This is a genomic window from Streptomyces sp. NPDC037290 (genome assembly GCF_055603245.1).
This window is the reverse complement of the sequence record NZ_JBVJVZ010000010.1, coordinates 97,802-123,300: the sequence shown is the minus strand read 5'-3', so window position 1 is coordinate 123,300 and position 25,499 is coordinate 97,802. Positions and strand designations below refer to the sequence as shown.

Genomic DNA, 25,499 nt, shown 5'->3' with positions numbered 1-25,499 from the left:
CATAGCCGGGAGCGGAGCGCGAGGGACCATTGGGGGGACGGTGGAGCCGGTCATTCCGGTAAGACCGAAGATCCACAACAGGAGCCTTGAGACCATGACCGAGACGGCAACCAGCGAGCTCGACGACTCGTTCCACGTCTTCGACACCACGCTGCGCGACGGGGCGCAGCGCGAGGGCATCAACCTCACCGTCGCGGACAAGCTCGCCATCGCACGGCACCTGGACGACTTCGGCGTCGGCTTCATCGAGGGCGGCTGGCCCGGCGCGAACCCCCGTGACACCGAGTTCTTCGCCCGCGCACAGGCGGAGATCGACTTCAGGCACGCCCAGCTGGTCGCCTTCGGCGCCACCCGCCGTGCCGGGGCGAAGGCCGCCGAGGACCCGCAGGTCAAGGCCCTGCTCGCGTCCGGCGCCCCGGTGATCACCCTGGTCGCCAAGTCACACGACCGGCATGTGGAACTGGCGCTGCGCACCACCCTGGACGAGAACCTGGAGATGGTCCGCGACACCGTGTCGTACCTGAGGGACCAGGGCCGCCGGGTCTTCGTCGACTGCGAGCACTTCTTCGACGGCTACCGCGCCAACCCCGAGTACGCCAAGGCGGTCGTCCGCACCGCCGCGGAGGCCGGCGCCGACGTCGTCATCCTCTGCGACACCAACGGCGGCATGCTCCCCGCCCAGGTCCACGCCGTCGTCGCCACGGTCCTCGCCGACACCGGGGCCCGGCTCGGCATCCACGCCCAGGACGACACCGGCTGCGCGGTCGCCAACACCCTCGCCGCCGTGGACGCGGGCGCCACCCACGTGCAGTGCACGGCCAACGGCTACGGCGAGCGCGTCGGCAACGCCAACCTCTTCCCGGTCGTCGCCGCCCTGGAGCTGAAGTACGGCAAGAAGGTACTGCCCGACGGCAAGCTGCGCGAGACCACCCGGATCTCGCACGCCATCGCCGAGGTCGTCAACCTCACCCCCTCCACCCACCAGCCGTACGTCGGGGTCTCCGCCTTCGCGCACAAGGCCGGCCTGCACGCCTCCGCGATCAAGGTCGACCCGGACCTGTACCAGCACATCGACCCCGAGCAGGTCGGCAACACCATGCGCATGCTGGTCTCCGACATGGCGGGCCGCGCCTCGGTCGAGCTCAAGGGCAAGGAGCTGGGCATCGACCTCGGCGGCGACCGGGAGCTGGTCGGCCGTGTGGTCGAGCGGGTGAAGGAGCGGGAGCTCAAGGGCTACACGTACGAGGCGGCGGACGCGAGCTTCGAGCTGTTGCTGAGGGCCGAGGTCGAGGGCCGCCCGCTGAAGTACTTCGACGTGGAGTCCTGGCGGGCCATCGTCGAGGACCGCCCCGACGGCACGCACGCCAACGAGGCCACGGTCAAGCTGTGGGCCAAGAGGGAGCGGATCGTCGCCACGGCGGAGGGCAACGGCCCGGTCAACGCCCTGGACCGGGCGTTGCGCGTCGCGCTGGAGAAGATCTACCCGCAGCTCGCCAAGCTGGACCTGGTCGACTACAAGGTCCGCATCCTGGAGGGCGTGCACGGCACCTCCTCCACCACCCGCGTCCTGATCTCGACCTCGGACGGTTCCGGCGAGTGGTCCACGGTCGGCGTGGCCGAGAACGTGATCGCCGCGTCCTGGCAGGCGCTGGAGGACGCGTACACGTACGGCCTGCTGCGGGCGGGCGTGACGCCTGCCGAGTAGTCACAGTGGAGGCATGACCACAGACGACGCGAACGTGCTGTCCCGGGCCCGGGTGGCGACCCGGCTGCCCGCCGGGGACCTGGAGCGGGCCCGGCGCTTCTACGCCGACAAGCTCGGCCTCGAACCCGCGGACGAACGCCCCGGCGGGCTGCTGTACCGGTGCGGCGGGATCGACTTCGTGGTGTTCCGCTCCACCGGCGCCTCGCCCGGCACCTTCACGCAGATGGCGTTCGAGGTCGACGACCTGGACACGGTCGTGGCGGAGCTACGGCGGCGCGGGGTGGTGTTCGAGGACGTGGACGCGCCCGGTTTCCGCACCCGGGACGGCATCGCCGAGATCGAGGGCAACTACCCGAGCAAGGGCGCACGGGGGGAGCGGGCCGCCTGGTTCCGGGACAGCGAGGGCAACCTGATGGGCATCGGCCAGCCGGTCTTCTGAGCCCCGGGGCTCAGGGCGCCCGCCAGATGTTGTCGAACGCCACGTTCTCGATCCGCCGCCGCTCCCGCACGGCCTCCAGCTCGGTCACCGCGTCACCGACCGACACCAGGACCGTGACGACCGCCTCGTCGCCGGGCTCGGGTGCGGCCGGGCGGTCGTCCGGGATGCCCAGGGTGGAGGCGAGCCCCGCCAGGACGGGCTCGTGGGACCACCACCGGTCGGCCGCGTGCCGGCGGGCAGGGGTGTCGGCCTTGGGGTCGTCCCGGTCACGCAGGGCGAGCCAGTGCCGGCGCTTTCCGGTGAGCTGCCCCTCGGACTCCAGGACGTCCCGGTAGGCGGTGGCCAGCCCCTGCCCGCGCCGCCACAGCCAGTCCTCGACCGTCTCGTACGGCTCCTGGCGGACCAGCGCGGCTCCCGCCTCGTCCAGCAGCCGGTCGCCCGTGGTCAGCACCGGCCCCGGCACGATCCGCCCCTCCCGCAGGGTGAGTGCCCGGGCGCCGAGGAGGTCGACCAGCTCGGCCCCGGCCAGCGCCAGCGACAGATCCCCCTGCTCGACGGGCTGCTCGCGCGGAATGTCCAGGCTGACGAGGAACAGATCCTGCGGTGTGGTCATACTCCTACGATGGGCCGGTGAGGGCCGGAGCGCAGCACGGCGGCACGTACTCTTGCGCGCTTCTCACCCCCTGGCGGGGCGCCTACTGGAGCCTCCACTTCTGGTTGGCGGCTCCCGTGCACGACCAGATCTGCGCCCGTGCCCCGTTCGCCGGCGAGTTGTCCGTCACGTCGAGACACCTGTTCGCGGCCCCGTTCACGACGTCCCCGGTCGACGCGTTGTACGACCACTGCTGGGCCCCGGTCCCGTTGCAGTCGTACAACTGCACCTTGGCCCCGTCCGTCGTGGACCCCGACGTCACGTCGAGGCACTTGCCGAGCGCCCGGACGGAGCCGTCGGTCTGGACCGTCCACCGCTGGGCGGCGCTGCCGTTGCAGTCGTACAGCTGCACCGCCGTGCCGTTGGCACTCGAACCGCCCGCCGCATCAAGGCACTTGCCGGCCAGCCCGACGAAGGACCCGCTCTGCGCCGGCCCGCCGGACTGGGTGCCGGACCAGGTGAAGGTGGCCGAGGTCCGGCCGGGCAGCGCGTAGGTGGCGTGCTGCGAACCCCAGTCGATGGTGACCGTCCGCGCCGAGGACGAGCCGTTGTACGCGATCAGTGCCTTGCTGCCGTCGGGGTTGCGCCACGCCACGTTCGGCACGGCGGTGGACGCCGTCGAGGCGATCCGCTGCGCGCCCGGCCGGACGAACTTGGTCAGCTGGCCCATGTCGTAGTACTCGACGGTGTAGTTCACCGTCCCGCTCGCGCCGTCCCCGTCGTGCACGGTGACCAGACCCGTGCAGGTGCCGCAGCCTCCGTTGTGCGGACCGCCGTTCTGGTCCACGGCGAGCGACCACTTGGTCACCGACTTCGCCCAGTTGCGCGTGTAGTCGATGATGTTGGACATGTCCTCGCGCTGCTGGTCGGCGATCCAGGTGCCGCCGGAGTGCTCGGTGCCGAAGGCGTCCAGTGAGGGGTACTGGTCGTGCACGGTCGTCTGCTTGGTGACGTCACCGCCGTAGCCGTGCCAGGCGATCCCGCCGAAGTTGGGGTGGTTGCGGATCGCGGGGTCGTCCACGGACTGGGCGGCGTAGGTGTCGTAGGTGTCCCAGTTCCAGTCGTGGGCGAGGACCTTCGTCGGCAGTCCGGCCGACTGCAGCCGCGGCAGCAGGTCGTTCTTGAGGAAGTAGGCGAGCCCGCTCGCGTTCCAGCTCATCGACGGGTAGTCGGAACAGCAGGTGGGCTCGTTCTGCGCGGTCACGTAGGAGACGTCGACGCCCTGGGCCTCGTACGCCTGGAGGTACTTCACGAAGTAGGCGGCGTACGCCCCGTAGTCCTCCGCCTTGAGCCAGCCGCCGTTGAGCGAGCCGCTGTCCTTCATCCAGGCCGGGGCGGTCCACGGCGAGGCCATCACCGTCAGCGAGGGGTTCAGCTGGAGCGCCTGCCTGGTCAGCGGTACGACGTCCGCGAGATCGTGCGCGATCGAGAAACCGGACAGGTCCGGATCCGACTGCCCGGCCGGCACGTCGTCGTACGTGTAGCCGTAGCGCGCGAGGTCCGAGGCGCCCATCGGATTGCGCAGGAACGACAGCCCGATGCCGTCCGCCGGCGAGAACAGCTTGCGCAGGGTGGCGTCCCGGGTCGCCTGGGACAGCGCGCCGCTGCTGTTCAGCAGCCAGGCGGCGGTGTCCGTGAAGGACGCGCCGCCGCCGGTGAAGGTCTGGTAGCGGGTGTTCTCGTCGACGGTGATGTTCTCGCCGCCGCCGCCCGTGCCCGGCTGGAAGGCGAACGGCGTCTGGGCCTGCAGGCCGCGTACGACATGGCGTCCTGCGGAGTCGTCGGTGGTGGTGAGCCAGGCCGTGACCTGTTCGCCGGCGGCGTGTGCGGGGGGTACGGCGGCGGTGAAGCCCGCGGCGGAGAGCAGCCCGGCCAGCAGCAGCCGGACCGTGCGGGGGGTTCTCCTCATGTGCGTCGCCCTTCAACTGACGTGCACTCTTGACGGGTTGGGGAGCCGTTAGTTAACTCACGGCGTGAGCTAAGTCATGAGTGAACCATGAGAGCCGAGGGAAGGTCCATGCCGAGAACCGCCCTGCTCGTCTCCGGGGCCCTGCTCGCCGCCCTGTTGCCCCTGTCCGCCGCGGCCCACGCCGCTGACGACCCCGCCCCGGTGCCGGTCGACCGCTTCGAGGGCGAGGTCCCCTTCGCCTCCCAGCCCGCCGACGGCATCTTCACGTGGGGGAGCGACGCCCTCCACCTCGCCGACCGCGCCGACGCCCCCGAGGGCGCCAAGGTCCTCACCGGCACCTACGACATCAGCGGCTACGGCGGCTTCACGCACGACTTCGCCGCGGATCAGGCCGCCCACGACTGGTCCGCCCACCAGGGCGTCCGCTTCTGGTGGGACGGCCGGAACAACGGCCGGAAGATCGCCTTCGAGATCAAGGACGGCGGCGCGAACGGCGAGGCCTCGGAACTGTGGACGACCACCTTCACCGACGACTTCACCGGCTGGAAGCAGATCGAGATCCCCTTCACCGACTTCGTCTACCGCACCGACTACCAGCCCGTGGGCGGCATCGACCACGTCCTCGGCCTCACCCGGATGTGGGGGTACGCCGTCACGCTGCCGGCCGGCACCAAGGGCGACTTCGCCATGGACGACGTCGAGTTGTACGGCAGGGCCGACCAGTCGCTGCGCGCCTCCGTCACCACCGACGCCGCTGTCCACCCGGTCAAGGAGGGCGGCACCGCCAAGGTGAAGGTCACCCTCGCCACGACCGGCGACCGGCCCGTGGACGACCCCGTGACGGTCACGTACGCCACGCAGGGCGGCACCGCCACCGCCGGCCAGGACTACACCCCGGTCTCCGGCACCCTCACCTTCCCGGCCGGCACCGCCTCGGGCACGGCGCGGACCATCGAGGTGCCCACCCGGAAGGACAAGGCCGCCGAACCCGCCGAGACCGTCCCGCTGAAGCTCACGGTCACCGGCGCCAAGGCCCCCGCCGAGACCCCGCAGATCGTCATCGACGCGCACGGACTGCCGTACCTGAACGCCGGGTTGCCGGTGCGCAAGCGCGTCGCCGACCTGCTCTCCCGCATGTCCCTGGAGGAGAAGGCCGGGCAGATGACCCAGGCCGAGCGCGGTGCCGTCGGGGCCGGAGGCGACATCGCGACCTACGCCCTCGGCTCACTCCTGTCCGGCGGCGGCTCCACACCCACGCCCAACACCCCCGGGGCCTGGGCCGAGATGACCGACGGATTCCAGCTCCGGGCCCAGGCTACACGCTTCCAGATCCCGCTGGTCTACGGCGTCGACGCGGTCCACGGCCACAACAACCTCAGCGGCGCCACGATCATGCCGCACAACATCGGCATCGGCGCCAGCAGGGATCCCCAACTCGCTTACCAGGAAGGCGCGGTGACGGCCGCCGAGGTCCGCGCCACCGGCATCCCCTGGGACTTCGCGCCCTGCCTGTGCGTGAGCCGCGACGAACGCTGGGGCCGCTCCTACGAGTCCTTCGGCGAGGACCCGGCCCTGGTGCAGTCCATGGAGACGGTCATCCAGGGCCTGCAGGGCCGGGCCGACGGACGGGACCTGAGCCGGAACGACAAGGTGCTCGCCACCGCCAAGCACTTCGCCGGCGACGGCGGCACGGCGTACGGCTCCTCCACCACCGGCACCTACACCATCGACCAGGGCGTCACCACGGTCACCCGGCAGCAGCTGGAGGACATCCACCTGGCGCCGTACCGGACCGCCGTCGAACGCGGCATCGGCACGGTCATGCCGTCGTACTCCTCGCTCGACATCGCCGGCGACGGCCGGGGCCCGGTGAAGATGCACGCCCGCGGCGACATGATCAACGGCGTGCTCAAGGACCGGATGGGCTTCGGCGGCTTCGTCATCAGCGACTGGAACGCCATCGACCAGCTCCCCGGCGACTACGCCGCCCACGTCCGCACGGCGGTGAACGCGGGCGTCGACATGATGATGGTGCCCTACGGCTACAAGGACTTCAGCAGCACCCTCGTCGCCGAGGTGAGGGCCGGGCGGATCAGCGAGAAGCGGATCGACGACGCCGTATCCCGCATCCTCACCCAGAAGTTCAGGCTGGGCCTCTTCGAGCACCCGTACGCCGACACCAGCGGCGCCGCAGCGATCGGCTCCCCGGCCCACCGCGCGGTCGCCCGCCGGGCCGCCGCAAAGTCGCAGGTGCTGCTGAAGAACAGCGGCGGGCTGCTGCCGCTGAAGAAGAGCGAGAAGGTGTACGTCGCCGGGTCCAACGCCGACGACCTCGGCAACCAGACCGGCGGCTGGACCCTCACCTGGCAGGGCGCGTCCGGCACCCACACCCGGGGCACGACCATCCTGCAGGGCATGCGCGAGGCCGGCGGGAACGTCACCTACTCCAAGGACGCCTCCGCGCCGACCGACGGCTACGACGTCGGTGTGGTCGTCGTCGGCGAGACCCCGTACGCCGAGGGCGTCGGCGACGTCGGCAACGGCCACAGCCTGCAGCTGTCCGCCGCCGACCAGGCAGCCGTGGACACGGTGTGCGCGGCCATGAAGTGCGCGGTGCTGATCGTCTCCGGCCGCCCGCAGCTCATCGGCGACCGGCTCGGCAGGATCGACGCACTCGTGGCCTCCTGGCTGCCCGGCACCGAGGGCGGGGGCGTCGCCGACGTCCTCTACGGCAAGCGCCCCTTCACCGGACAGCTCCCCGTCACCTGGCCCAAGTCCGAGGCGCAGCTGCCGATCAACGTGGGCGACACGTCGTACGACCCCCAGTTCCCCTACGGCTGGGGCCTGACCACCCTCACCGACGTCCCGCGCGGCGGCACCGCCACCCTGAAGGCGCTGGGCGCGGCGGCGACGGCGGCCGAACGGACGGGCGCGGCCCGGGCGGGCCGCGCGCTGGTGGCCAAGGCGCGGCTGCTCGTGCAGCAGAAGGCCGGCGAGCGGATGACGCAAGCGGTGGCGAAGCCCTTCGCGGACGCCGACCACCTGCTGCTGACCGGCCGGTACGGGAAGGCGGTGGAGAAGCTGACGGAGGCGTACCGGGAGACGTAGGGCTCTGCCGGTGTGCCCGGTTATGGGAGGCTTCGGGTAGCTTCGAAGCATGAAGGCCGTCCTGCGGACCCGAAGCCTCCCAGCCCTGCTGCTGGCCGCCCTCACCCTGGTCGTGGCGACCCTGTTCGCGCCCTCGGCGAGCGCGCAGACCGGCGTCTCCACGATCGCCCAGGCGCTCCGCAGGAGCCCGGTCTACGTCGACCCGGCCGCCGCGGCCCAGCTGCCGAAGGCGGATGCCGACGCGCTCGCGAAACGCATCAAGGACGCGAACAAGCCGCTGTTCATCGCGGTGCTTCCCGCCGACTACCCGACGGCGAACCTGTTCTCGCGGCTCCGGGCGGCCACCGGCGTCACCGGCCTGTACGGCATCCGGCTCGGCGACCGCTTCGACGCCCGCGCCGACTCCTCCGTCATGTCGGCTGCGGCCCGGCGGAACCTGGTGACGAGCGTCCAGGGCGAGTCGGCGAAGGCCCAGCTCGCCGACTTCACCGACCGAGCCCTGGCCAACATGGGCGGCCACGCCCCGAAGAGCTGGGGCGGCTCCTCCGGGGCGGGCGGCGGCCTCTCCGCCACGCCGCTGATCGTGGCCGGCGCGCTGGTGGTGGCCGGTGGCGCGGGCGCGTACGCGCTGGCCCGCCGCAACCGGCGGCGCCACGAGCAGGAACAGCGGGCGGCCCTGGACCGGCTGCGGGTGGTCGTGGACGAGGACATCACCGCCTTCGGCGAGGAACTGGACCGGCTCGACTTCCAGCCGGGCGGTCCCGGCGCCGACGACGCGATGCGCGCCGACTACGCGCACGCCCTGGACGCCTACGAGACCGCCAAACAGCGCATGGCCGCCGCGAGCCGGCCGGAGGACGTACGGACGGTCACCGAGGCCCTGGAGGACGGCCGGTTCTCGCTGGCCCGGCTGGCCGCCCGGCGCGAGGGCCGCCCGCTGCCCGACCGCCGCCCGCCCTGCTTCTTCGACCCCCGGCACGGCCCCTCCGTGGCCGACGCCACCTGGACCCCGCCCGGCGGCGCCCCGCGTCAGGTCCCGGTCTGCGCGGCCGACGCCACCCGGCTGGCCGACGGACGCGACCCGGTGATCCGCGAGGTCGACACGGACTACGGCCGCCGCCCCTACTGGGACGCGGGTCCCGCCTACGGCCCCTGGGCGGGCGGCTACTTCGGCGGCGGCATCCTGCCCGGCCTCCTCGTCGGCACCCTGCTCGGCAGTGTCATGGCCACCCCCTCGTACGCCGCCGACTACGGCACCGGCTACGGCGACTTCGGCGGCGGCGGTTACGAGGGGGGTGACGTGTCCGGCACGGACTTCGATCCCGGGGACTTCGGGGGCGGCTTCGGTGACGGCGGGGGCTTCGACGGGGGAGGCTTCGGCGGCGGGGACAGCGGTGGCGGCGACAGCGGCGGCGACTTCGGTGGGGGGTTCTGAACGGCGGGCCCCGGCCGCCGGGCCGTCAGGGGTGGCGTGCCTCGCCCTGGTCCGTGCTGTCGCACACCCCTTCCGGGCGGCGGGCGCTGGAACGCGACATGGCCGAGCGGGAGGCGTGGCCGGCCGGGGCGCTCGGTGGCTGGGCGGGACGGAGCGCGGGGGCCGGGCGCCGGTCGCCCGTCCCGTCCCGGAGCCCGGGCGGCCCACACCTCGCAGGCCTTCCCGCCTCCGTCCGCGCCCCGGCACGCGGATGGCCGTACCGAGGCCGTCGGCCCCGGCGGGTCACGCCTGCTTGATCGCCGAGATGTCGAAGTTCAGCTTGATCTTGTCGGAGACGAGCACACCACCGGTCTCCAGCGCCGCGTTCCAGGTCAGGCCCCACTCCGAGCGCAGGATCTCGGTCTTGCCCTCGAAGCCGACGCGCTCGTTGCCGAACGGGTCCCTCGCGGCGCCGTTGAACTCCAGGTCGATGGTGATCTGCCTGGTCACGCCGAGCAGCGAGAGGTCGCCGGTGATGCGGTAGTCGTCGCCGCCCAGGGCCTCCGCCTTGGTGGAGCGGAAGGTCATGGTCGGAAACTCGTCGATCTTGAAGAAGTCGGACGACTTCAGGTGCCCGTCCCGGTCGGGGTTGCCGGTCTCGATGCTCGCCATCTGCACGTCGAGCGCGGCGGTCGACTTGGCGGGGTCCGCGCCGTCCAGGTGCAGCGTGCCGGTGAAGTCCTGGAAGCCGCCCTTCACGTTGGTGACCATGGCGTGCCGGGCGACGAAACCGATCGTGGTGTGCGCCGGGTCGATCGTGTAGTCACCGGTCAGCGCGCTCAGGTCGGTGCCTGCGGCGGCCGGCGCGGCGGTGGTCTCGGGGGTGTTGTTCTTGCGGCTGAAGATGCCCATGGCGTGCTCCGGGGGTTAGCTGTTGAACGTTAAACAACTTGGCCTTCTCGACGGTAAACCCATTCGGTTCGGATTTCAACATCATCCGCAGCGTGTTTCCGGTGTCGCGGAGAGTGACGCCGTACGCCCTCTGGTGGGCACGTGGAGAGCTCGGGCACCATCTGCGTGCACCACCTGCACAGCCGTCCCCGCAAGCCCGGCCCGTCCGCAGGAAAGGTCCCCATGAAGCTCGCGAAAGCGATGAGGCTCCGCTCCGTCCTGACCGCGCTCGCCCTCGTCGTCGCCTCCGGTGTCGCCGTCGTCGGCACCGCCGGTGACGCCTTCGCCGTCACCAAGATCAGTCAGGCCACCGCCGAGTCGATGTTCCGGCAGGCCGGCATCACCTGGTCGTCCTCCGGCAACTGCGCCGACCGGAACAACTCCACCTGTACGTCCTTCGAGCAGCTCAACCTCGCCACCGCCCAGGGTGCCCAGACCCTGAAGCGGGCCAGTGGCTGCGCCCTCAACATCACCGGCGGCACCGAGGCCGGCCACGCCTCCGGCACCTACTCGCACTGGAACGGCTACAAGCTCGACTACGGCAAGAACACCTGTGTGACCTCGTACATCAAGAACAACTTCAGCTACATCGGCCTGCGCGGCGACGGCTACCCGCAGTGGCGGTCCGGTTCCGGCAACATCTACGCCGACGAGGGCAACCACTGGGACGCCCTCTACTACAACTGCGGCGGCTGCTGAGCCGCACGGCGGGAAGAGGGCGGTGACCGGTCCGGTGCGGACGACCCGACGTGCGCTGCTGCTGGCCGCCGCCCTCGTCCCGGTCCTGGCGTCCGGCGCCCGGGCCGACGGCGACCCCTACGACACCCTGCGCCGCCGGTGGCTCAGCCTCGCCCTCGGGGCGGGCTACGATCCGGGCGCCGAGCCGTACGCCTCCCGGCTCGCCCAACTCGGCACTCGGGCACGTCAGTTCGCGGCCACCATGACCCCGGCCGCGGGCTCCCTCTGGCCCGGTCACCCCTTCGACCCGCCGGCCGGCATCACCTTCAGCCACGGCCGGCTGTGGACCATGGCACAGGCGTACGTCCAGCCCGGCACCGGTGCCACCGGCGACCCCGAGCTCCTCGGCGGCGTACTGCGCGGCCTCGACCACCTCTCCACCACCGTCTACAACCCCTCCACCCGCCCGTACGGCAACTGGTGGGAGTGGCAGATCGGCAGCCCGCGGCCGCTCATGGACATCACGGCCGCCCTCTACGAACGGCTCGGCCCCGACCGGGTCGCCGCCGCGTGCGCGGCCGTGGACCACTTCGTCCCGGACGCCCTGCTCACCGACTACTCCGGCACCTCCACCGGCGCCAACCGTGTCGACCTGTGCCGCTCCGTCGCCCTGCGCGGCGTCCTCGGCCGGGACGCCGCCCGGATCGCCCTCGCCCGGGACGCGCTCTCGCCGGTGTTCCCGTACGTCGCCCGGGGCGACGGGCTCCACGCCGACGGCTCCTTCGTCCAGCACACCCGGGTCGCCTACTCGGGGACGTACGGCCAGGTCCTGCTCGACGGCCTCGGGCGGCTGTTCGCCCTGCTGGCCGGTTCGCCGTGGGAGGTCACCGACCCCGCCCGGAGGAACGTCCTCGACAGCGTCGAGCGCGCCTTCGCGCCCCTCGTCCATGACGGGCTGGTCATGGACTGCGTCAACGGCCGCGCCATCAGCCGGGGCTGTCTGCGCGCCGACGACCTGCGGCTGATGCGCAGCGACCACTTCCACGGGCAGGCGCTCGTCGCCGCCGTCGTCCTGCTCGCGGCCGGCGCGGGGGAGGAGGAGCGGCAGCGGTGGTACGGCATGGTGAAGGGGTGGATCGAACGGGACACCGTCACTGACGTCCTGACGGCGGGACAGTTCGACGTCGCCGAACTCGTGCGCCTGCGCGCCGTCGTGGACTCGCCCGTCCCGCCGGCCCCGGAACCCCTCGGCCACCGGCTCTTTCCGGACATGGACCGTGCCGTCCACCGCGGGCCCCGGTTCACCGCCGCCCTCTCCATGGCCAGTGACCGCATCGCCCACTACGAGTGCGGCAACGGCGAGAACCCGCGCGGCTGGCACACCGGCTCCGGGATGCTGTACTGGTGGCCGACGGGGCGCTCCGACCAGTACACGGACTGGTTCTGGCCGACCGTCGACTGGTACCGGCTGCCCGGCACCACCGTCTCCACCCGGCGGCTCGCCGACCGCGCCGGCGGCGAGTGGGGCGAACCCCGACCGGACGTGCGCTGGGTGGGCGGGGCGACGGACGGCCGGTACGGGGTCGTCGGCCAGCACCTGTTGGGCCTCGGCTCCACCCTTGAGGCCCGCAAGTCCTGGCTCTTCCTCGACGACGCCGTGGTCTGCCTCGGCGCCGGGATCAGCTGCGCCGACGGCGTCCCGGTCGAGACGGTCGTGGACAACCGCAACCTGGGGGAGCACGGCACCCAGAGCCTCGTACGCGGCCGGAACTGGGCCCACCTCGCGGAACACGGTGGCTGGATCCTGCCCTGCGGGGGCGAACTGCACACCCTGCGCGAGGACCGCACCGGCTCCTGGTCCGGCATCAACACCGGCGGCACAGACGAGCGGCGCACCCGGCGGTGGCAGACCCTGTGGCTGGACCACGGCACCGACCCGGCCGGCGCCGGCTACGCCTACGTCCTGCTGCCCGGCGCCTCCCGTGCCGAGACGGCCGCCCGGGCCGCCGACCGGCACTGGCTGTCCCTCCTCGCCAACGACACCGGCCGCCAGGCCGTCGCCGTGCCCCACCTCGGGCTGACCGCGGTGAACTTCTGGACGGCCGGTACGGTGGGGGACCTGGCCGTCTCGGCGGGCGCGAGCGTGCTCATCGTGCGCCGGGGCCCTACGGCCACCCTCGCGGTGAGCGAGCCACCCCGCACGGGAACGCCGCTGGAGATCGTCTGGGACCGTCCGGTGCGGGCGGTGAACCGGGCCGGCGAGGGCGTGGAGGTCCTCGCCGCCGACCGCCGTCTGAGGCTCCGTGTCACTCCGGGGATGGCATCTGCCACCCACGAATGTGAGGTGGCTCTCAGGTGACGCCTTTGTGGCCTCCCTACAACGCCGATGCCCTGTGAGCAGTCGGAAGCGCTGCAAGCGGCCATGGTTCTGTTCACTGGTACCAGGAAAACGGGCCGGAGACTGTACGGAGTCGACGGCTCGCTTTCCTTGGCATCCTTCGTAAGGTCGCTACATGACCGTTTTGGAAGAGACGACGGGTGAGCCGACCGGCGAGCCGACGGACGCACGCGGACGGGTCGCCGAGCTGCACGAGATTCGTGCCCAGGCCGTGGCGGGCCCGAGCGAGAAGGCGACCGAGGCGCAGCACGCCAAGGGCAAGCTGACCGCGCGGGAGCGGATCGAGCTGCTCCTGGACCCGGGGTCCTTCCAGGAGGTCGAGCAGCTGCGCCGGCACCGGGCGACCGGCTTCGGCCTGGAGGCCAAGAAGCCGTACACCGACGGTGTCATCACCGGCTGGGGCACGGTCGAGGGCCGCACGGTCTTCGTCTACGCGCACGACTTCCGCATCTTCGGCGGCGCGCTGGGCGAGGCCCACGCCACCAAGATCCACAAGATCATGGACATGGCCATCGCGGCCGGTGCGCCCCTGGTCTCCCTGAACGACGGCGCGGGAGCCCGTATCCAGGAGGGTGTCAGCGCGCTCGCCGGTTACGGCGGCATCTTCCAGCGCAACACCAAGGCGTCGGGTGTCATCCCGCAGATCTCGGTGATGCTGGGCCCGTGCGCCGGCGGTGCGGCCTACTCCCCGGCCCTGACGGACTTCGTCTTCATGGTCCGCGAGACCTCCCAGATGTTCATCACCGGCCCGGACGTGGTCAAGGCGGTCACCGGCGAGGAGATCACCCAGAACGGCCTCGGCGGCGCCGACGTCCACGCGGAGACCTCCGGCGTCTGCCACTTCGCCTACGACGACGAGGAGACCTGCATCGCCGAGGTGCGGTACCTGTTGTCGCTCCTCCCGCAGAACAACCGGGAGAACCCGCCGCGGGTGGACTCCTCCGACCCCGTCGACCGCCGCAGCGACGTGCTGCTCGACCTGGTCCCGGCCGACGGCAACCGGCCGTACGACATGGCCAAGGTCATCGAGGAGATCGTCGACGACGGCGAGTACGTGGAGGTCCACGAGCGCTGGGCGCGCAACATCATCTGCGCACTGGCCCGCCTGGACGGCCAGGTGGTCGGCATCGTCGCCAACCAGCCGCAGGTGCTGGCCGGCGTCCTGGACATCGAGGCGAGTGAAAAAGCTGCGCGCTTTGTCCAGATGTGTGACGCTTTCAATATCCCGATCGTCACCTTCCTGGACGTGCCGGGCTTCCTCCCCGGTGTCGACCAGGAGCACGGCGGAATCATCCGCCACGGCGCGAAGCTGCTGTACGCCTACTGCAACGCGACCGTGCCGAGGATTTCGCTCATCCTGCGCAAGGCGTACGGAGGTGCTTACATCGTCATGGACTCCCAGTCGATCGGCGCCGACCTCACCTACGCCTGGCCCACGAACGAGATCGCCGTCATGGGCGCCGAGGGCGCGGCCAACGTGATCTTCCGCCGCCAGATCGCCGGGGCGGAGGACCCCGACGCCATGCGGGCGCGGATGGTCAAGGAGTACAAGTCCGAGCTGATGCACCCGTACTACGCGGCCGAGCGGGGCCTGGTGGACGACGTCATCGACCCGTCCGAGACCCGCGAGGTCCTGGCGAAGTCCCTGGCGATGCTCCAGTCCAAGCACGCCGACCTGCCCTCCCGCAAGCACGGCAACCCCCCGCAGTAACCGGGCGGACCCGCCGCGGCAACCCCGCGGACCTCTCTCTCACGGAGACTGACACCCATGAGCACTCCCGACATCCGCGTCGAGAAGGGCCACGCCGAGCCCGAGGAAGTCGCCGCCATCACGGCCGTCCTCCTGGCCCGCGCAGCCGCCCAGACGTCTTCGGCCCCCACCCACCGAGGCCGCGCCAAGGCCGGCTGGCGCCGCCTGGAGCGCGAGCCGGGATTCCGGGCGCCGCACAGCTGGCACTGAATCCCGCGTCGTCCGGCCGTGGCCCCGTCTCCTGAGGGAGAGCGGGGCCACGGCCGGTTTGCGGCCGCCGCCGGGTGCCGACGTAGAATCAGATGGAGCTGCGGCGACGGAGCTGGGAGGCTCCGATCATGCACGACGGGGAGTCGGACGAGCGTCGTTTCCCGGCCGTCGAGGAATCCTCGGGCGACCGTTCGGGACCGCGCAGCTTCGCGGGCTTCGACAGACTCGGCGACTACGTCCTGTGCGAGATCCTCGGCGAGGGCGGCATGGGGCAGGTCTACCGGGCCTACGACCTGAGCCAGGACCGAGAGGTCGCCCTCAAGATCCTTTCCCCCGAGGTGCGGCTCGACAAGCAGTTCTGTCACCGCTTCCAGCGCGAGTCGCGGATCGTGGCGCGGCTCAACGAGCCGCACATCATCCCCATCCACCGCTACGGCGAGATCGAGGGCCTTCTCTACCTCGACATGCGGCTGGTCGAGGGCGAGGACCTGCGCAGCAGACTGCGCGACCGTGGCCCCCTGACACTGACCGGGACGACGGACATCCTCACGCAGGTCGCCGAGGCCCTCGACGCCGCTCACGCGGCCAAGGTGACGCACCGGGACGTCAAGCCGTCGAACATCCTGCTCAGTCCGAGACACCACGGCGGCCCCTTCGTCTACCTGGCTGACTTCGGTATCGCCCGCTCCGGAACCGGTACGACCCTCACGGCGCCCACCCAGGCGGTCGGAACCGCGGAGTACATGGCTCCGGAGCGCTTCCTGGGCATCGGCACGGACACGCGTATCGACGTCTACTCGCTGGCCTGCGTGCTCTATGAGTGCCTGACCGGTCGTACGCCGTTCCCCGGGCACGAGTTCGCCGCCCAGTGCCATGCCCATATCGAGGTGCCGCCCCCTCGTGTCTCGGAGGCCGCCCCCGGGCTCCCGAGGGAACTGGACGACATCGTCGCCAAGGGCATGGCGAAACGGCCCGACGAGCGCTACCCGACGGCAGGCGAGCTCGTAGCGCACCTGGGCCGCGTGACGGAGCGCCACACCGAGTGGCGGCGCACCACGGACGACGGCACGGACCCGGATGACGACGGGCACCGGGATGACGGCGAGTCACCGCTGCCCCGTCTCCGGAAGCCGCTGCTCAGCCGTGAGGCGCTGCCGATCGCCGGCGCGGTGGTCGGGGTGCTGTGCTTCGGACTGGCCGGACTGCTCGCCTTCGGCCTGCGGTCCTCGCACGCGCCCGCGCCGCCGACGACCGTCCCCCCGGCCTCCTCGGGCAACTCCACACCGGGGCCTGCCCCGGACACCCTGTCGGCCCTGTTCACCACGGCCCTTCCGCCGGACGACGACACCGACGAGACGTTCAGCCCGGTCGAGCAACGACTGCAGCAGGCCGCGCACTTCGTCCATGACTGCCAGCCGATGCAGAGCGTCGAGACGAAGGACAGCGCGGTCCTCGCCGCCGTGCACTGCCCGGTCGGTACCGGCAGCTCGCGCGGCGAGCCGACCACGGCGAACCTCTACAGGTTCGACGGTCCGGACTCGCTGGACCAGGCCGTCGCCGCGCGGACCGCCCGGGCCGGGAGGGGCCCCTGCACAGGCCCCGGGCCCGTGGCGCAGAACTGGCCGCCCGGCAGCACGGTCGCCTCCGGGACGCTGTACTGCTTCACCGACCGAGGCGCCCCGGCGCTGGCCTGGTCCGACGACCGCCGGGCGACCCTCAGCATCGTCAGCGGCTCCCCGTTGCCGGCGCTGTATCAGTGGTGGTCACGCAACCACTGAGCGCCCGGTACCGCGGCCGGGCAGAGATCAGCTCCTCTGGACGGACAGCAGTGTCTGATCCGTACTCGTCCTGATGTCGAAGCGGGCGATCATGTCCACGCCCTTCGAGAACGCGCCGGGGACCGGGACGGTGTCGGTGCCGTTGCCCGCGAGCCAGGTGGCGGCGACCTCCTGGCTGCCCTCCAGGCCGACGGCGACCAGCTTGCAGGGCGTTGCGGCGGGAAGCCCGGAGACCTTGAGCCGTACTTCACTGCCCCAGGGCGTGGGGGCGGTGGTCACCGTGGCGCTCACGCCCGTGACACGGTCGGAGTAGCTGAAGGACCGGGTGCCCGCCCTACCGATCCGGGACGTGCTGCCGGGGGCCGACAACCGTGACACGGTCAGCCCGGCCAGCGCAGCGACGAGTACCGCCCCGAGGACCGCGGCGGCACACCACCGTCGCCGCTCGGCGCGCTGCCGGTCGCGAGCCCGCCGAAGCAGCTCGTCGACCGCGGCCCGGCCGGGCCGCGTCTCGTCGTCCTCACCGGGCCCGGCCCGCCCGGGGCCCTCGGGTGCACCCGACACGGTGCCGCCGGGCCCGGCCGCGGCAGGGGCCCCGGGCCCCGAGACCACGTCCGTCTCGCTGATGGTGTCGAGCACGGGGACGAGCGCGGCCAGTGCGTCACGTTCCGCACGGCAGTCGGCGCAGCTCGCGAGGTGGGCGGCCAGCTCTCGTTCGTCGTCCGGTGACAGCTTGCCGAGCACGGATGCGCCCAGCGAGAGCCGAGCGGGGTCGAAGCCTGAGGTGCGGGTGCGCCTCTCGTCGGCCTCTTCAGCCTCGTCCGGGGCGAAGGACCCGGCCGCCGTTTCCCCGCGCGCGGCCGTCGTACCGTCCGCGGGAGCGGGGCCGAGGCTGGTGCCCGGCTCGGACAGCTGGGTGCGCAGCGTCGTCAGCGCGTGATAGAGACGGGCCTTCACCGTGCCGACGGGAACGCCGAGCGCCTCAGCGGTCTCGGCCAGGCTCCCGCCGCGGTAGTGCGTCTCCACGAGCGCGGCGCGATGGGTGGGGACGAGGGCACGCACGGCCTCGGCCACGCGGCGGCTCTGCACGGACCGGCCGCGTTCCCGCTCCGGGGTGAGCTGCTCGGCAGGTGCAGGGACGGGCTTCCCCGTGCGGGCCGCCGCTCCCGTGTCGGTGGCCAGGCCGTGCAGGACCGAGCGCAGCCACGCACGGGCGGACTCCCGCTTCGGATCGAAGGCCTCGGGGTCGCGCCACGCCCGCAGGAGCGTCTCCTGCACCAGCGCCTCCGCCCGCTGCCGGTCGCCCGAGGTGAGATCCAAGGCGTCGTTCAGCAAGGCCCCGTGGTGCTCGGCGTACATGGCCAGCAGCAGCTCCTCGTCCGGGCCGGAGCCGCTGCGCTCACCGGGCGCCATCCCTGGCATGAGGCGATCACCACCGAAATGAGCCGTCTTGGCATGTCATGTTATGAATGTATGACCCTCTGTAAAGGATCGCCTACTTTCCGTCGCGGACTCGGGACAGCGAGGAGACAGCGTGAGAAGAGCGCTCTGCACCGCCGCGGCGTTCGCGGCCGTGGCGTTCACCGCGGCACCCGGGGCCACCGTCGCACAGCGGGACGACGTCCGGCGGTACCAGGCCGTCCTGGGGCCGGTCCCCACCAATCGGGTCAACGGCTCGGGTCTGGCCACGCTGCAGGTCAACGGCACCCAGGCGCAGGTCACGGTCACGACCGCCGGCCTGGTCAACAGCTGGCACGCCCTGCACATCCACGTCCACGGCCAAGGCAGGTGCCCCGATGCCTCGATGGCGCGGCAGCACAACCACCAGACGGCGATCAGCGCCACCGACGGTGCCCCCGCCTACGGTGTGATCATGACGTCGCTGACGGTGCGGGGAGACACCGGCGCAGCTCGGGCGTTCACCGCGGACCGCTTCCCCTCGGGAAGCGATTTCGCCTACGCGCGAACGGTGACACTCGACCGGGACACGGTGGCCCAGCTGGCGTCGGGCAAGGCGGTCCTCGTCGTCCATGGGATCGACTACGACGGTCACGGCCGGTACGACGACGCCCTCGGCACCAGCGAGGACGACTCCACGCAGACCCAGGACGCCACCGCCCCGGCGCTGTGCGGAACGTTCACCGCGCTCGGTGCCTCCGCAACCTCCGCGGCCCCGCCCAGCGCCGCGCCCACCACCTCCGGGAGCGGCGCCTACCCGGAGGAGGGAGAGGGCACGAGCACGGGCAGCGGAACGGGGACGACCACGGTCGAGATCGTCGCGCTCATCGTGGCCTCGGCGGCTTTCGTGTGGGCCGTCGTCGCCGCCTTCTACAGCCGAGCCGTCCTCAAACGCCTCGAACGCTGAATGCCGCATGTCATCGGCGCATGACCGTGGGTTCGTGGCGGCGCAGAAGTCGTGTGACGGCGTAGCCGAGCGCGGCCGAGAAGACGACGAGTATCCCCATGCTCCGCAGCCACGCGCTCGCGGTGTGGTGGAAGAGGGCGTCGGCCGTGCTGGGGTCGATCCGGGCGAGGTCGACGGTCGAGGCCATGGCGGCCAGTGCCCAGCGCGAGGGGACCAGCCAGGCCACGATCCCGCGAGCCCCGGAAAGCGGCAACAGGGCGCCGCAGAACACGACCTGGACGATGGCGAGGAGGACCAGCAACGGCATGGTCACCTCCTCCTTGTTCACCAGCGCGGAGATGAGCAGGCCGAACATCATGGCGGTGAAGGCCAGCAGCGCCACGGCGAGCGTGATCTCCGGCAGTGGCGCCATGAACACCCCATGACCACCGGGTGCGTTCAGGCCGATGCCGGCCAGCGCCACCAGGGTGAGCACCACGGCCTGCAGCACCGTGATGGTGCCCAGGACGATGACCTTGGACATCACATAGGCGGATCTGAACAGCCCCACGGTCCGTTCTCGCCGATAGATGGCGCGCTCCTTGACCAGTTCGCGTACCGCGTTGGCGGCCCCGGTCAGAACGGCACTGACGCAGAGGAGGAGCAGCGTGCGCGTCGCTGACACGAGCGTCAGCCGGGCGCCCCCGGTGAGCGAGCGGGTCAGCAGACCCATCACGAACGGCAGCGCGATCATGATGGCGACGAAGGCCCTGTCCGCCCTGAGCGCGGCCACGTACCGCCGCACCAGCGTCCCCAGTTGCGCCGTCCAGGTCTGGCGCCGCGGGAGCGGCCCCGCCACGCCTCGCGGAGACTGCTGAGCGGGTCGCCGTGCGCCGACGGCCTCGATGTACTGCCGGTGCAGCGGCGAGCGCCGGTACTCTCCCGCCCAGTCCCGGTCGCGATCGGCCTCGAAGGCTTCGAACGCCTCCGGCCAGTCGGTGAAGCCGAAGAACTCCAGGGCATCCCCGGGCGGTCCGTAGTAGGCGGTCCTGCCGCCAGGGGCGAGGACCAGCACCCGGTCACACAGCCGCAGGCTGAGCACACTGTGAGTGACCAGGACGACCGTCCGCCGGTCGTCGGCCAGGCCCCGCAGCATGGCCATGACCGACCGGTCCATACCCGGATCGAGTCCGGCGTTCGGCTCGTCGAGGAAGAGCAGCGACGGCTTGGTCAGCAGCTCCAAGGCCACGCTCACCCGCTTGCGCTGACCGCCCGACAGGCAGTGGATGGGCTGCTCGGTGTGTTCCTGCAGGCCGAGCTCCCGAATGACCTCGTCGACCCGGGCCTCCCGTTCGGCGGGGGCGGCGTCTTGGGGAAAGCGCAGTTCGGCGGCGTAGAGGAGGGCCCGGCGCAGGGCCAGCTGGGTGTGCAGGATGTCGTCCTGGGGGACCAGACCGATGCGCTGGCGCAGCTCTGCGTAGTCGCGGTACAGGTCACGGCCGTCGTACAGCACGGTCCCGCGGTCGGCCGGGCGGAGGCCGGTCAGCGCGTTCAGCAGAGTGGTCTTGCCCGCGCCACTCGGGCCGACCACCGCGAGCAGGCATTTCGCGCCGACGGTGAAGGAGATCCCGGAGATCAGCGGTTTGTGGCCGCCGTCGACCGTGACCGTCAGGTCGTGCGCTGAGAGGGACACCTCACCGGTGTCGACGTACTCCCGCAACTCGTCGCCGATCAGGCAGAACGCGGAGCGGCCGATGCCCACGATGTCTCCGTCGGCGATCACGGCGTAGTGGACCGGACGACCGTTGAGGAACGTGCCGTTGTGGCTGGCCAGATCAACGATCTCGTACGTCCCGTCGGCCTGGATGCGCAGTTCGGCGTGGTGGCGCGAGACGGTCAGGTCGTCCTCGACGACGAGGTCGTTGTTCTTCTCACGGCCGATACGCACCGTCCGCTTCGGCCGGGGCAGTACCGTCGTCGGCGTGCGGAAGGTTCCCGTCGTCGAGGGCTCCAGCACGGAGGACGGCCCCTTTCGTCGCTCCTCGGCCAAAGGCTCCCGGTCGCGGCAGGTGAGAACGGCACACGGTCCGGCCGGATTGCCGAAGTGGAGGACGCAGCCGGGCCCGACACTGCACGCCTGCACCCGACGGCCCTCGATGTACGTGCCGTTCTTGCTGCCTTCGTCCACGAGCGTCCAGTGGTCGTCATCGGCGCGCAGCACGGCGTGGTGCCAGGAGACCCGGGCGTCTTCGATGGTGATCTCGCAGTCCGGATCCCGCCCGACGCGGTAGCGCCGGCTCGGGCTCATCACCATGGGACCCGTGTCGGTCTCGAGAAGGAGTTCGGGCGCCGGCGGCACCCCGGGCCGCGCTCCCATGAGCAGAATTCTACCTCTGACCGACAGCGACTACCCGGACCTGGGCTGGGTGGAAGGTGGTTGGGTGACGACGCTCGAGGTCATTTTCGATCCGTCGTTCCGCTCGACCTCGCATTCAATGTGCCGGAAACCGTTCTTCCAGTAGTCCTCCTCCGATCCGATGAATCCCACGACGTCGTAGTCCTCATTCGAATAGCTCGAGCCGTACTTGTTCTCGCAGAGAGAATCCGCGGCATCGCTGGCCGCTTGATATGTCATCCCCGCGGGTGGATCGACGTACCCGGCGACTTGCGCATCGTGCGGCGCATCGCATGTGGAAAGGTAGTAATTGTCGCCTTTGGTGGTCCAGCAGTCGCCCACTGCGCCGGTGTCAAAGTACGAGCCGTCGCCGACCTTCCGGAACCGCCCGACGTTGCTCGAGAGCTGGACGGTCTTGTCGAAGATCAGGCAGGCGGTGGCGTGCACACCGCTGTCCCAGCCCTCTTTGCTTGGGGGGAGTGCATAGGGTTGCGCGTCGGCCATCGCGCTCACGGTATTGGCCAGTAGCGTTCTGCAGCGACTGCCGCCGTTTTTCTGGGCGTCGCTGAGGGAGCTCGCCGGATCGACATCGAGCACCTGGCCGTCATGGGCGGACGCCGTGCAATCCGTCAGTCCCAGGTTCGGGGGTGGACCTTCGAGTTTCTTCTTCACCCACACAGCGTTCACGCAATTACCGGGACGCAGTTCCTGAGACAGCCCGACGGATTCTCCGTAGGGCATGACCGGGCCGGTGGGATTCGGGTGCAAGGGGGGCTTGCGGGAGCCGCCGAGACCGGCCACCAGCGCCCAGATTCCCACTCCGGCGACGAGCGACGCGCCGGCGGCCACGGCGATGACGCGGAGGATTTTTCCATGGGGAGGCTGCGGTGGCGGTGAGGGTGGCGCAGGCGGAGGGGGAGGTGTTCTCGGCAGCCCTGTGACGGTCTGCCGCGCGTCCTCTGCGTCCCGGGCGGTCTCGGTGGCGAGTTCGCGCAGGAGGGGGGCTGCGTCGTCGGCGGACAGCCGGTGGTCCGGGTCTTTGGCGAGGAGCTTCAGCAGCACGGGTGCCAGGTCACCGGCCCGACGGGGAGGTGTGGGGTCCTCGGTGAGCAGTGCGGTGAGCGTGGCCACGTAGGAACTGCGGTCGAAGGGGCCGTGCCCCTCGACCGCGTAGTAGAGCGTGGCGCCGAGGGAGAACAGGTCCGACTCCGGTGTCGGCTCCGCACCGCGCGCACGTTCCGGAGCGAGATAGCCGGGGGTTCCGACGATTCCCGACACAGCGGTGAGCCGTGGTTCGCCGGCGTTGCGTTGGAGCGAGATGCCGTAGTCGCCGAGCAGGATCCTGCCGAGCCCGGCAGAGCCGGGGGCGTGCGGTTCGAGGAGGGTGAGCAGGACGTTGGAAGGCTTGACGTCCCGATGCAGGACGCCCACCTGGTGCCCCGCCTTCAGAGCGTCGAGCAGGGCGACGCCGACTGTCGCCGTGTCACTGGGGGTCAACGGCCCGCTGTCGCGGATGACGGCCTCCAGGTCGCGTGCTCCGGGTACGTGCTCCATGACGATCCACGGCAGGCCGGCGTCGACGACGCAGTCGTACACCGTCAGTACATGGGGATTCCCGCGCAGCAGAGCGGCGTGGCGGGCCTCGCGCCGGGCTCTGGCGACGCGGGCCTTCAGCTCCTCCGCCGGGAGGTCCAGCGGCACGGCGATCTCCTTGACCGCCACCTGGCACGCCAGTTCCTCGTCATGGGCGAGCCACACACGGCCCATGCCGCCCCCGCCGAGGTAGCGCACCAACCGGTAGCGCCCCGCGATCAACCGATCGTCGGCATCATGCTTCCCCACCAGGCCCACCCTCCACCGGCCCGGCCGTCGGACGGCTGCACAGGGCGTCATGAGATCTGCCTGCGGGACCCTCGGCGGGCGGATGCCCATCGGACACCGAGAAGTGATCAGTCGTCATACGGTACGCCTAGCCGAACGCCGGGCGATCCTGGGTCGCGCACGCCGTAGAGGGCGGAGTGTTCATGCGTCCAGCCGCATCCCCGTCCGTCCGCGGCGCTACGGCAAAGGGGCCCTCTCCGGGAGGAAAGGGCCCCTTGGAAAGGTGGGGGTCGGCTACCGCAGGCGTGCCATCAGCGCGTGCTCCACCAGGGTGATCAGCGCCGACTTGGCGTCCGCGCGGTGGCGGGCGTCCGTGGTGATGATCGGGGTGTCGGGGCCGATCTGCAGGGCCTCGCGGACCTCGTCCGGGTTGTACGGCTGGTTGCCGTCGAAGCCGTTGAGGGCGATGACGAACGGCAGGCCGGAGTTCTCGAAGTAGTCGACCGCGGGGAAGCAGTCGGCGAGGCGCCGGGTGTCCACGAGGACGATCGCGCCGATCGCGCCGCGTACCAGGTCGTCCCACATGAACCAGAACCGGTCCTGGCCGGGGGTGCCGAACAGGTACAGGATCAGGTCCTGGTCGAGGGTGATACGGCCGAAGTCCATGGCGACGGTGGTCGTCGTCTTGTCTCCGGTGTGGGTGAGGTCGTCGATGCCGGCCGAAGCGGACGTCATGACGGCCTCTGTGCGCAGCGGGTTGATCTCCGAGACGGCGCCGACGAACGTGGTCTTGCCCACGCCGAAGCCGCCCGCCACCACGATCTTCGCGGAGGTGGTGGAGCGGGAAGGACCGCCGCTAGAGCTTGCGAAGTCCACTGAGCACCCTTTCGAGCAGTGTCACGTCTGGCTGGCCACCGGCGTTCTCGTCGCCGCCGGGCTGATGGATGGCGACCAGGCCCGCCTCCGCCAAGTCGGCGACGAGGATCCTGGCCACGCCGAGGGGGATCGTCAGGAGCGCGGAGATTTCGGCTACCGACTTGATCTCCCGGCACAGGTTGCAGATCCGCTGATGCTCGGGCAGCTGGCCCTGCATCTGGTGCGGAGCGGCGGTGGTGTGCACCAGTGCCTCGATGGCGAGCTGGTAGCGCGGGCGGGTCCGGCCGCCGGTCATGGCGTACGGACGCACCAAGGGGTTGTTCGATGCGGCCGCGGGCGCCGGCTCGGGGCGGCGCTGCGGCTGCACCGGCTGGATGCGCGGGGCGGGCGGCTGGTCGTACGGCGAGGGGCCGGGGCCCTGCGGGGCGTACGGCTGCCGGTGACCGGGCGCGGAGGGGAAGTTGTACGGGTTCGCGGAACCGTCGCCCCGGCCCTGGGCAGGGCCGTACGACCAGTTGCCCGAAGACGAACCGCCTGGGGGTGTTGCCACTCTCTTCTCCTCCTCCGACTGCGCCGGGCACCCATCCGTGTGGAGCCGCGTCCCGAAACCTTACGGCCCCGGGACGCGAATACGCATCGTCCGATAACTAGTTGAGAAGGCTTCCCTGGAGCTCCGCGCGGAGATCCGGGGTGAGGACCGTGCCCGCGCGGTCCACCAGAAGGGCCATCTCGTACCCGATGAGGCCGATGTCCGCCTCCGGGTGGGCCAGGACGGCGAGCGACGAACCGTCGGAGATGGACATGATGAAGAGGAATCCCCGCTCCATCTCCACAACCGTCTGATTCACGCTGCCCCCCTCGAAGATCCGGGAGGCGCCTGCCGTCAGAGACGTCAGACCGGAGGCGACGGCCGCGAGCTGGTCGGCGCGGTCGCGGGGGAAGCCTTCGGACATCGCCAGAAGGAGTCCGTCGGCGGAGACCACCACCGTGTGGGACACCCCCGGGGTGTTGTCCACGAAGTTGGTGATCAACCAGTTCAGGTTCTGTGCCGCCTGGCTCATCGGGCTCACA

Annotated in this window: 19 protein-coding genes; 10 read left to right on the top strand and 9 right to left on the bottom strand. The window is 71.0% G+C overall.

Annotation, left to right across the window (positions count from 1 at the left end; translation table 11 throughout):
• Nucleotides 1-94 precede the first annotated feature (94 nt).
• Both cimA and ACZ7HQ_RS30050 read left to right on the top strand, forming a co-directional pair.
• Nucleotides 95-1,705: a citramalate synthase gene (gene cimA / locus ACZ7HQ_RS30055; protein WP_470996431.1), complete on the top strand. Its 1,611-nt coding sequence runs from the start codon at nucleotides 95-97 to the stop codon at nucleotides 1,703-1,705.
• 13 nt (nucleotides 1,706-1,718) lie between these two features.
• Entirely contained in the window at nucleotides 1,719-2,144 is a 426-nt protein-coding gene (locus ACZ7HQ_RS30050; RefSeq protein ID WP_470996429.1) for a VOC family protein, read from the top strand.
• Nucleotides 2,145-2,154: 10 nt separating this feature from the next.
• Here ACZ7HQ_RS30050 and ACZ7HQ_RS30045 read toward each other — a convergent pair whose 3' ends face one another.
• Both ACZ7HQ_RS30045 and ACZ7HQ_RS30040 read right to left on the bottom strand, forming a co-directional pair.
• Nucleotides 2,155-2,757, bottom strand: coding sequence for a GOLPH3/VPS74 family protein (locus ACZ7HQ_RS30045; RefSeq protein ID WP_470996426.1), 603 nt, complete (start codon nucleotides 2,755-2,757; stop codon nucleotides 2,155-2,157).
• An 82-nt stretch (nucleotides 2,758-2,839) separates the two neighbouring features.
• Nucleotides 2,840-4,705 (bottom strand): ricin-type beta-trefoil lectin domain protein, encoded by a 1,866-nt coding sequence (locus ACZ7HQ_RS30040; protein ID WP_470996424.1) that lies wholly within the window; start codon nucleotides 4,703-4,705, stop codon nucleotides 2,840-2,842.
• A 108-nt stretch (nucleotides 4,706-4,813) separates the two neighbouring features.
• Between ACZ7HQ_RS30040 and ACZ7HQ_RS30035 the strand changes: the two genes are divergently transcribed.
• Nucleotides 4,814-7,813 carry a glycoside hydrolase family 3 protein gene (locus ACZ7HQ_RS30035; protein WP_470996421.1) on the top strand — a complete coding sequence of 1,000 codons (3,000 nt, stop codon included), beginning with the start codon at nucleotides 4,814-4,816 and terminating at the stop codon, nucleotides 7,811-7,813.
• Nucleotides 7,814-7,862: 49 nt separating this feature from the next.
• Complete coding sequence (locus ACZ7HQ_RS30030) at nucleotides 7,863-9,248, top strand: hypothetical protein (RefSeq protein WP_470996419.1); 1,386 nt, start codon at nucleotides 7,863-7,865, stop codon at nucleotides 9,246-9,248.
• Nucleotides 9,249-9,530: 282 nt separating this feature from the next.
• On the opposite strand, the gene ACZ7HQ_RS30025 is transcribed toward ACZ7HQ_RS30030, so the two are convergent.
• On the bottom strand, nucleotides 9,531-10,139 hold the full coding sequence (locus tag ACZ7HQ_RS30025) for a YceI family protein (protein ID WP_470996416.1): 609 nt from the start codon (nucleotides 10,137-10,139) through the stop codon (nucleotides 9,531-9,533).
• A 222-nt stretch (nucleotides 10,140-10,361) separates the two neighbouring features.
• On the opposite strand from ACZ7HQ_RS30025, the gene ACZ7HQ_RS30020 reads away from it, so the two are divergent.
• The 5 genes from ACZ7HQ_RS30020 (at nucleotide 10,362) to ACZ7HQ_RS30000 (ending at nucleotide 16,992) form a co-directional block, all read left to right on the top strand.
• On the top strand, nucleotides 10,362-10,877 hold the full coding sequence (locus tag ACZ7HQ_RS30020) for a hypothetical protein (protein ID WP_470996414.1): 516 nt from the start codon (nucleotides 10,362-10,364) through the stop codon (nucleotides 10,875-10,877).
• Nucleotides 10,878-10,911: 34 nt separating this feature from the next.
• Nucleotides 10,912-13,215: a polysaccharide lyase 8 family protein gene (locus ACZ7HQ_RS30015; RefSeq protein ID WP_470996412.1), complete on the top strand. Its 2,304-nt coding sequence runs from the start codon at nucleotides 10,912-10,914 to the stop codon at nucleotides 13,213-13,215.
• Between the two features lie 154 nt (nucleotides 13,216-13,369).
• Entirely contained in the window at nucleotides 13,370-14,965 is a 1,596-nt protein-coding gene (locus ACZ7HQ_RS30010) for an acyl-CoA carboxylase subunit beta (RefSeq protein ID WP_470996409.1), read from the top strand.
• A 57-nt stretch (nucleotides 14,966-15,022) separates the two neighbouring features.
• Nucleotides 15,023-15,214 carry an acyl-CoA carboxylase subunit epsilon gene (locus tag ACZ7HQ_RS30005; protein WP_470996406.1) on the top strand — a complete coding sequence of 64 codons (192 nt, stop codon included), beginning with the start codon at nucleotides 15,023-15,025 and terminating at the stop codon, nucleotides 15,212-15,214.
• 128 nt (nucleotides 15,215-15,342) lie between these two features.
• Nucleotides 15,343-16,992 carry a serine/threonine-protein kinase gene (locus ACZ7HQ_RS30000; RefSeq protein WP_470996401.1) on the top strand — a complete coding sequence of 550 codons (1,650 nt, stop codon included), beginning with the start codon at nucleotides 15,343-15,345 and terminating at the stop codon, nucleotides 16,990-16,992.
• Between the two features lie 27 nt (nucleotides 16,993-17,019).
• On the opposite strand, the gene ACZ7HQ_RS29995 is transcribed toward ACZ7HQ_RS30000, so the two are convergent.
• Entirely contained in the window at nucleotides 17,020-18,414 is a 1,395-nt protein-coding gene (locus ACZ7HQ_RS29995) for a sigma-70 family RNA polymerase sigma factor (protein ID WP_470996398.1), read from the bottom strand.
• A 112-nt stretch (nucleotides 18,415-18,526) separates the two neighbouring features.
• Here ACZ7HQ_RS29995 and ACZ7HQ_RS29990 point away from each other — a divergent pair, with 112 nt between their 5' ends.
• Nucleotides 18,527-19,357 (top strand): hypothetical protein, encoded by an 831-nt coding sequence (locus tag ACZ7HQ_RS29990; protein ID WP_470996396.1) that lies wholly within the window; start codon nucleotides 18,527-18,529, stop codon nucleotides 19,355-19,357.
• A 10-nt stretch (nucleotides 19,358-19,367) separates the two neighbouring features.
• On the opposite strand, the gene ACZ7HQ_RS29985 is transcribed toward ACZ7HQ_RS29990, so the two are convergent.
• The 5 genes from ACZ7HQ_RS29985 to ACZ7HQ_RS29965 form a co-directional block, all read right to left on the bottom strand.
• Nucleotides 19,368-21,713, bottom strand: a complete 2,346-nt coding sequence (locus ACZ7HQ_RS29985; protein ID WP_470996393.1) for an ABC transporter ATP-binding protein/permease — start codon at nucleotides 21,711-21,713, stop codon at nucleotides 19,368-19,370.
• 30 nt (nucleotides 21,714-21,743) lie between these two features.
• A complete protein-coding gene (locus ACZ7HQ_RS29980) occupies nucleotides 21,744-23,573 on the bottom strand; it encodes a serine/threonine-protein kinase (RefSeq protein WP_470996390.1) in 1,830 nt (609 codons plus the stop codon).
• A 273-nt stretch (nucleotides 23,574-23,846) separates the two neighbouring features.
• Nucleotides 23,847-24,428 carry a GTP-binding protein gene (locus tag ACZ7HQ_RS29975; protein WP_026248371.1) on the bottom strand — a complete coding sequence of 194 codons (582 nt, stop codon included), beginning with the start codon at nucleotides 24,426-24,428 and terminating at the stop codon, nucleotides 23,847-23,849.
• Nucleotides 24,409-24,978, bottom strand: coding sequence for a DUF742 domain-containing protein (locus ACZ7HQ_RS29970; RefSeq protein ID WP_470996387.1), 570 nt, complete (start codon nucleotides 24,976-24,978; stop codon nucleotides 24,409-24,411). Before ACZ7HQ_RS29970 ends, ACZ7HQ_RS29975 begins: the two co-directional genes overlap by 20 nt.
• Before the next feature lie 97 nt (nucleotides 24,979-25,075).
• Nucleotides 25,076-25,489, bottom strand: coding sequence for a roadblock/LC7 domain-containing protein (locus tag ACZ7HQ_RS29965; protein WP_004983065.1), 414 nt, complete (start codon nucleotides 25,487-25,489; stop codon nucleotides 25,076-25,078).
• Between the last annotated feature and the right edge of the window lie 10 nt (nucleotides 25,490-25,499).

Bases quoted from the DNA above. Each gene is read 5' to 3' on its own strand.
- ACZ7HQ_RS29965 (WP_004983065.1), bottom strand. From the start codon at position 25,489: ATGAGCCAGGCGGCACAGAACCTGAACTGGTTGATCACCAACTTCGTG.
- ACZ7HQ_RS30030 (WP_470996419.1), top strand. From the start codon at position 7,863: ATGAAGGCCGTCCTGCGGACCCGAAGCCTCCCAGCCCTGCTGCTGGCC.
- ACZ7HQ_RS30025 (WP_470996416.1), bottom strand. From the start codon at position 10,139: ATGGGCATCTTCAGCCGCAAGAACAACACCCCCGAGACCACCGCCGCG.
- ACZ7HQ_RS30045 (WP_470996426.1), bottom strand. From the start codon at position 2,757: ATGACCACACCGCAGGATCTGTTCCTCGTCAGCCTGGACATTCCGCGC.
- ACZ7HQ_RS29995 (WP_470996398.1), bottom strand. From the start codon at position 18,414: ATGCCAGGGATGGCGCCCGGTGAGCGCAGCGGCTCCGGCCCGGACGAG.
- ACZ7HQ_RS30010 (WP_470996409.1), top strand. From the start codon at position 13,370: ATGACCGTTTTGGAAGAGACGACGGGTGAGCCGACCGGCGAGCCGACG.
- ACZ7HQ_RS30020 (WP_470996414.1), top strand. From the start codon at position 10,362: ATGAAGCTCGCGAAAGCGATGAGGCTCCGCTCCGTCCTGACCGCGCTC.
- ACZ7HQ_RS30000 (WP_470996401.1), top strand. From the start codon at position 15,343: ATGCACGACGGGGAGTCGGACGAGCGTCGTTTCCCGGCCGTCGAGGAA.
- cimA (WP_470996431.1), top strand. From the start codon at position 95: ATGACCGAGACGGCAACCAGCGAGCTCGACGACTCGTTCCACGTCTTC.
- ACZ7HQ_RS30050 (WP_470996429.1), top strand. From the start codon at position 1,719: ATGACCACAGACGACGCGAACGTGCTGTCCCGGGCCCGGGTGGCGACC.
- ACZ7HQ_RS30035 (WP_470996421.1), top strand. From the start codon at position 4,814: ATGCCGAGAACCGCCCTGCTCGTCTCCGGGGCCCTGCTCGCCGCCCTG.
- ACZ7HQ_RS30005 (WP_470996406.1), top strand. From the start codon at position 15,023: ATGAGCACTCCCGACATCCGCGTCGAGAAGGGCCACGCCGAGCCCGAG.
- ACZ7HQ_RS30040 (WP_470996424.1), bottom strand. From the start codon at position 4,705: ATGAGGAGAACCCCCCGCACGGTCCGGCTGCTGCTGGCCGGGCTGCTC.
- ACZ7HQ_RS29985 (WP_470996393.1), bottom strand. From the start codon at position 21,713: ATGGGAGCGCGGCCCGGGGTGCCGCCGGCGCCCGAACTCCTTCTCGAG.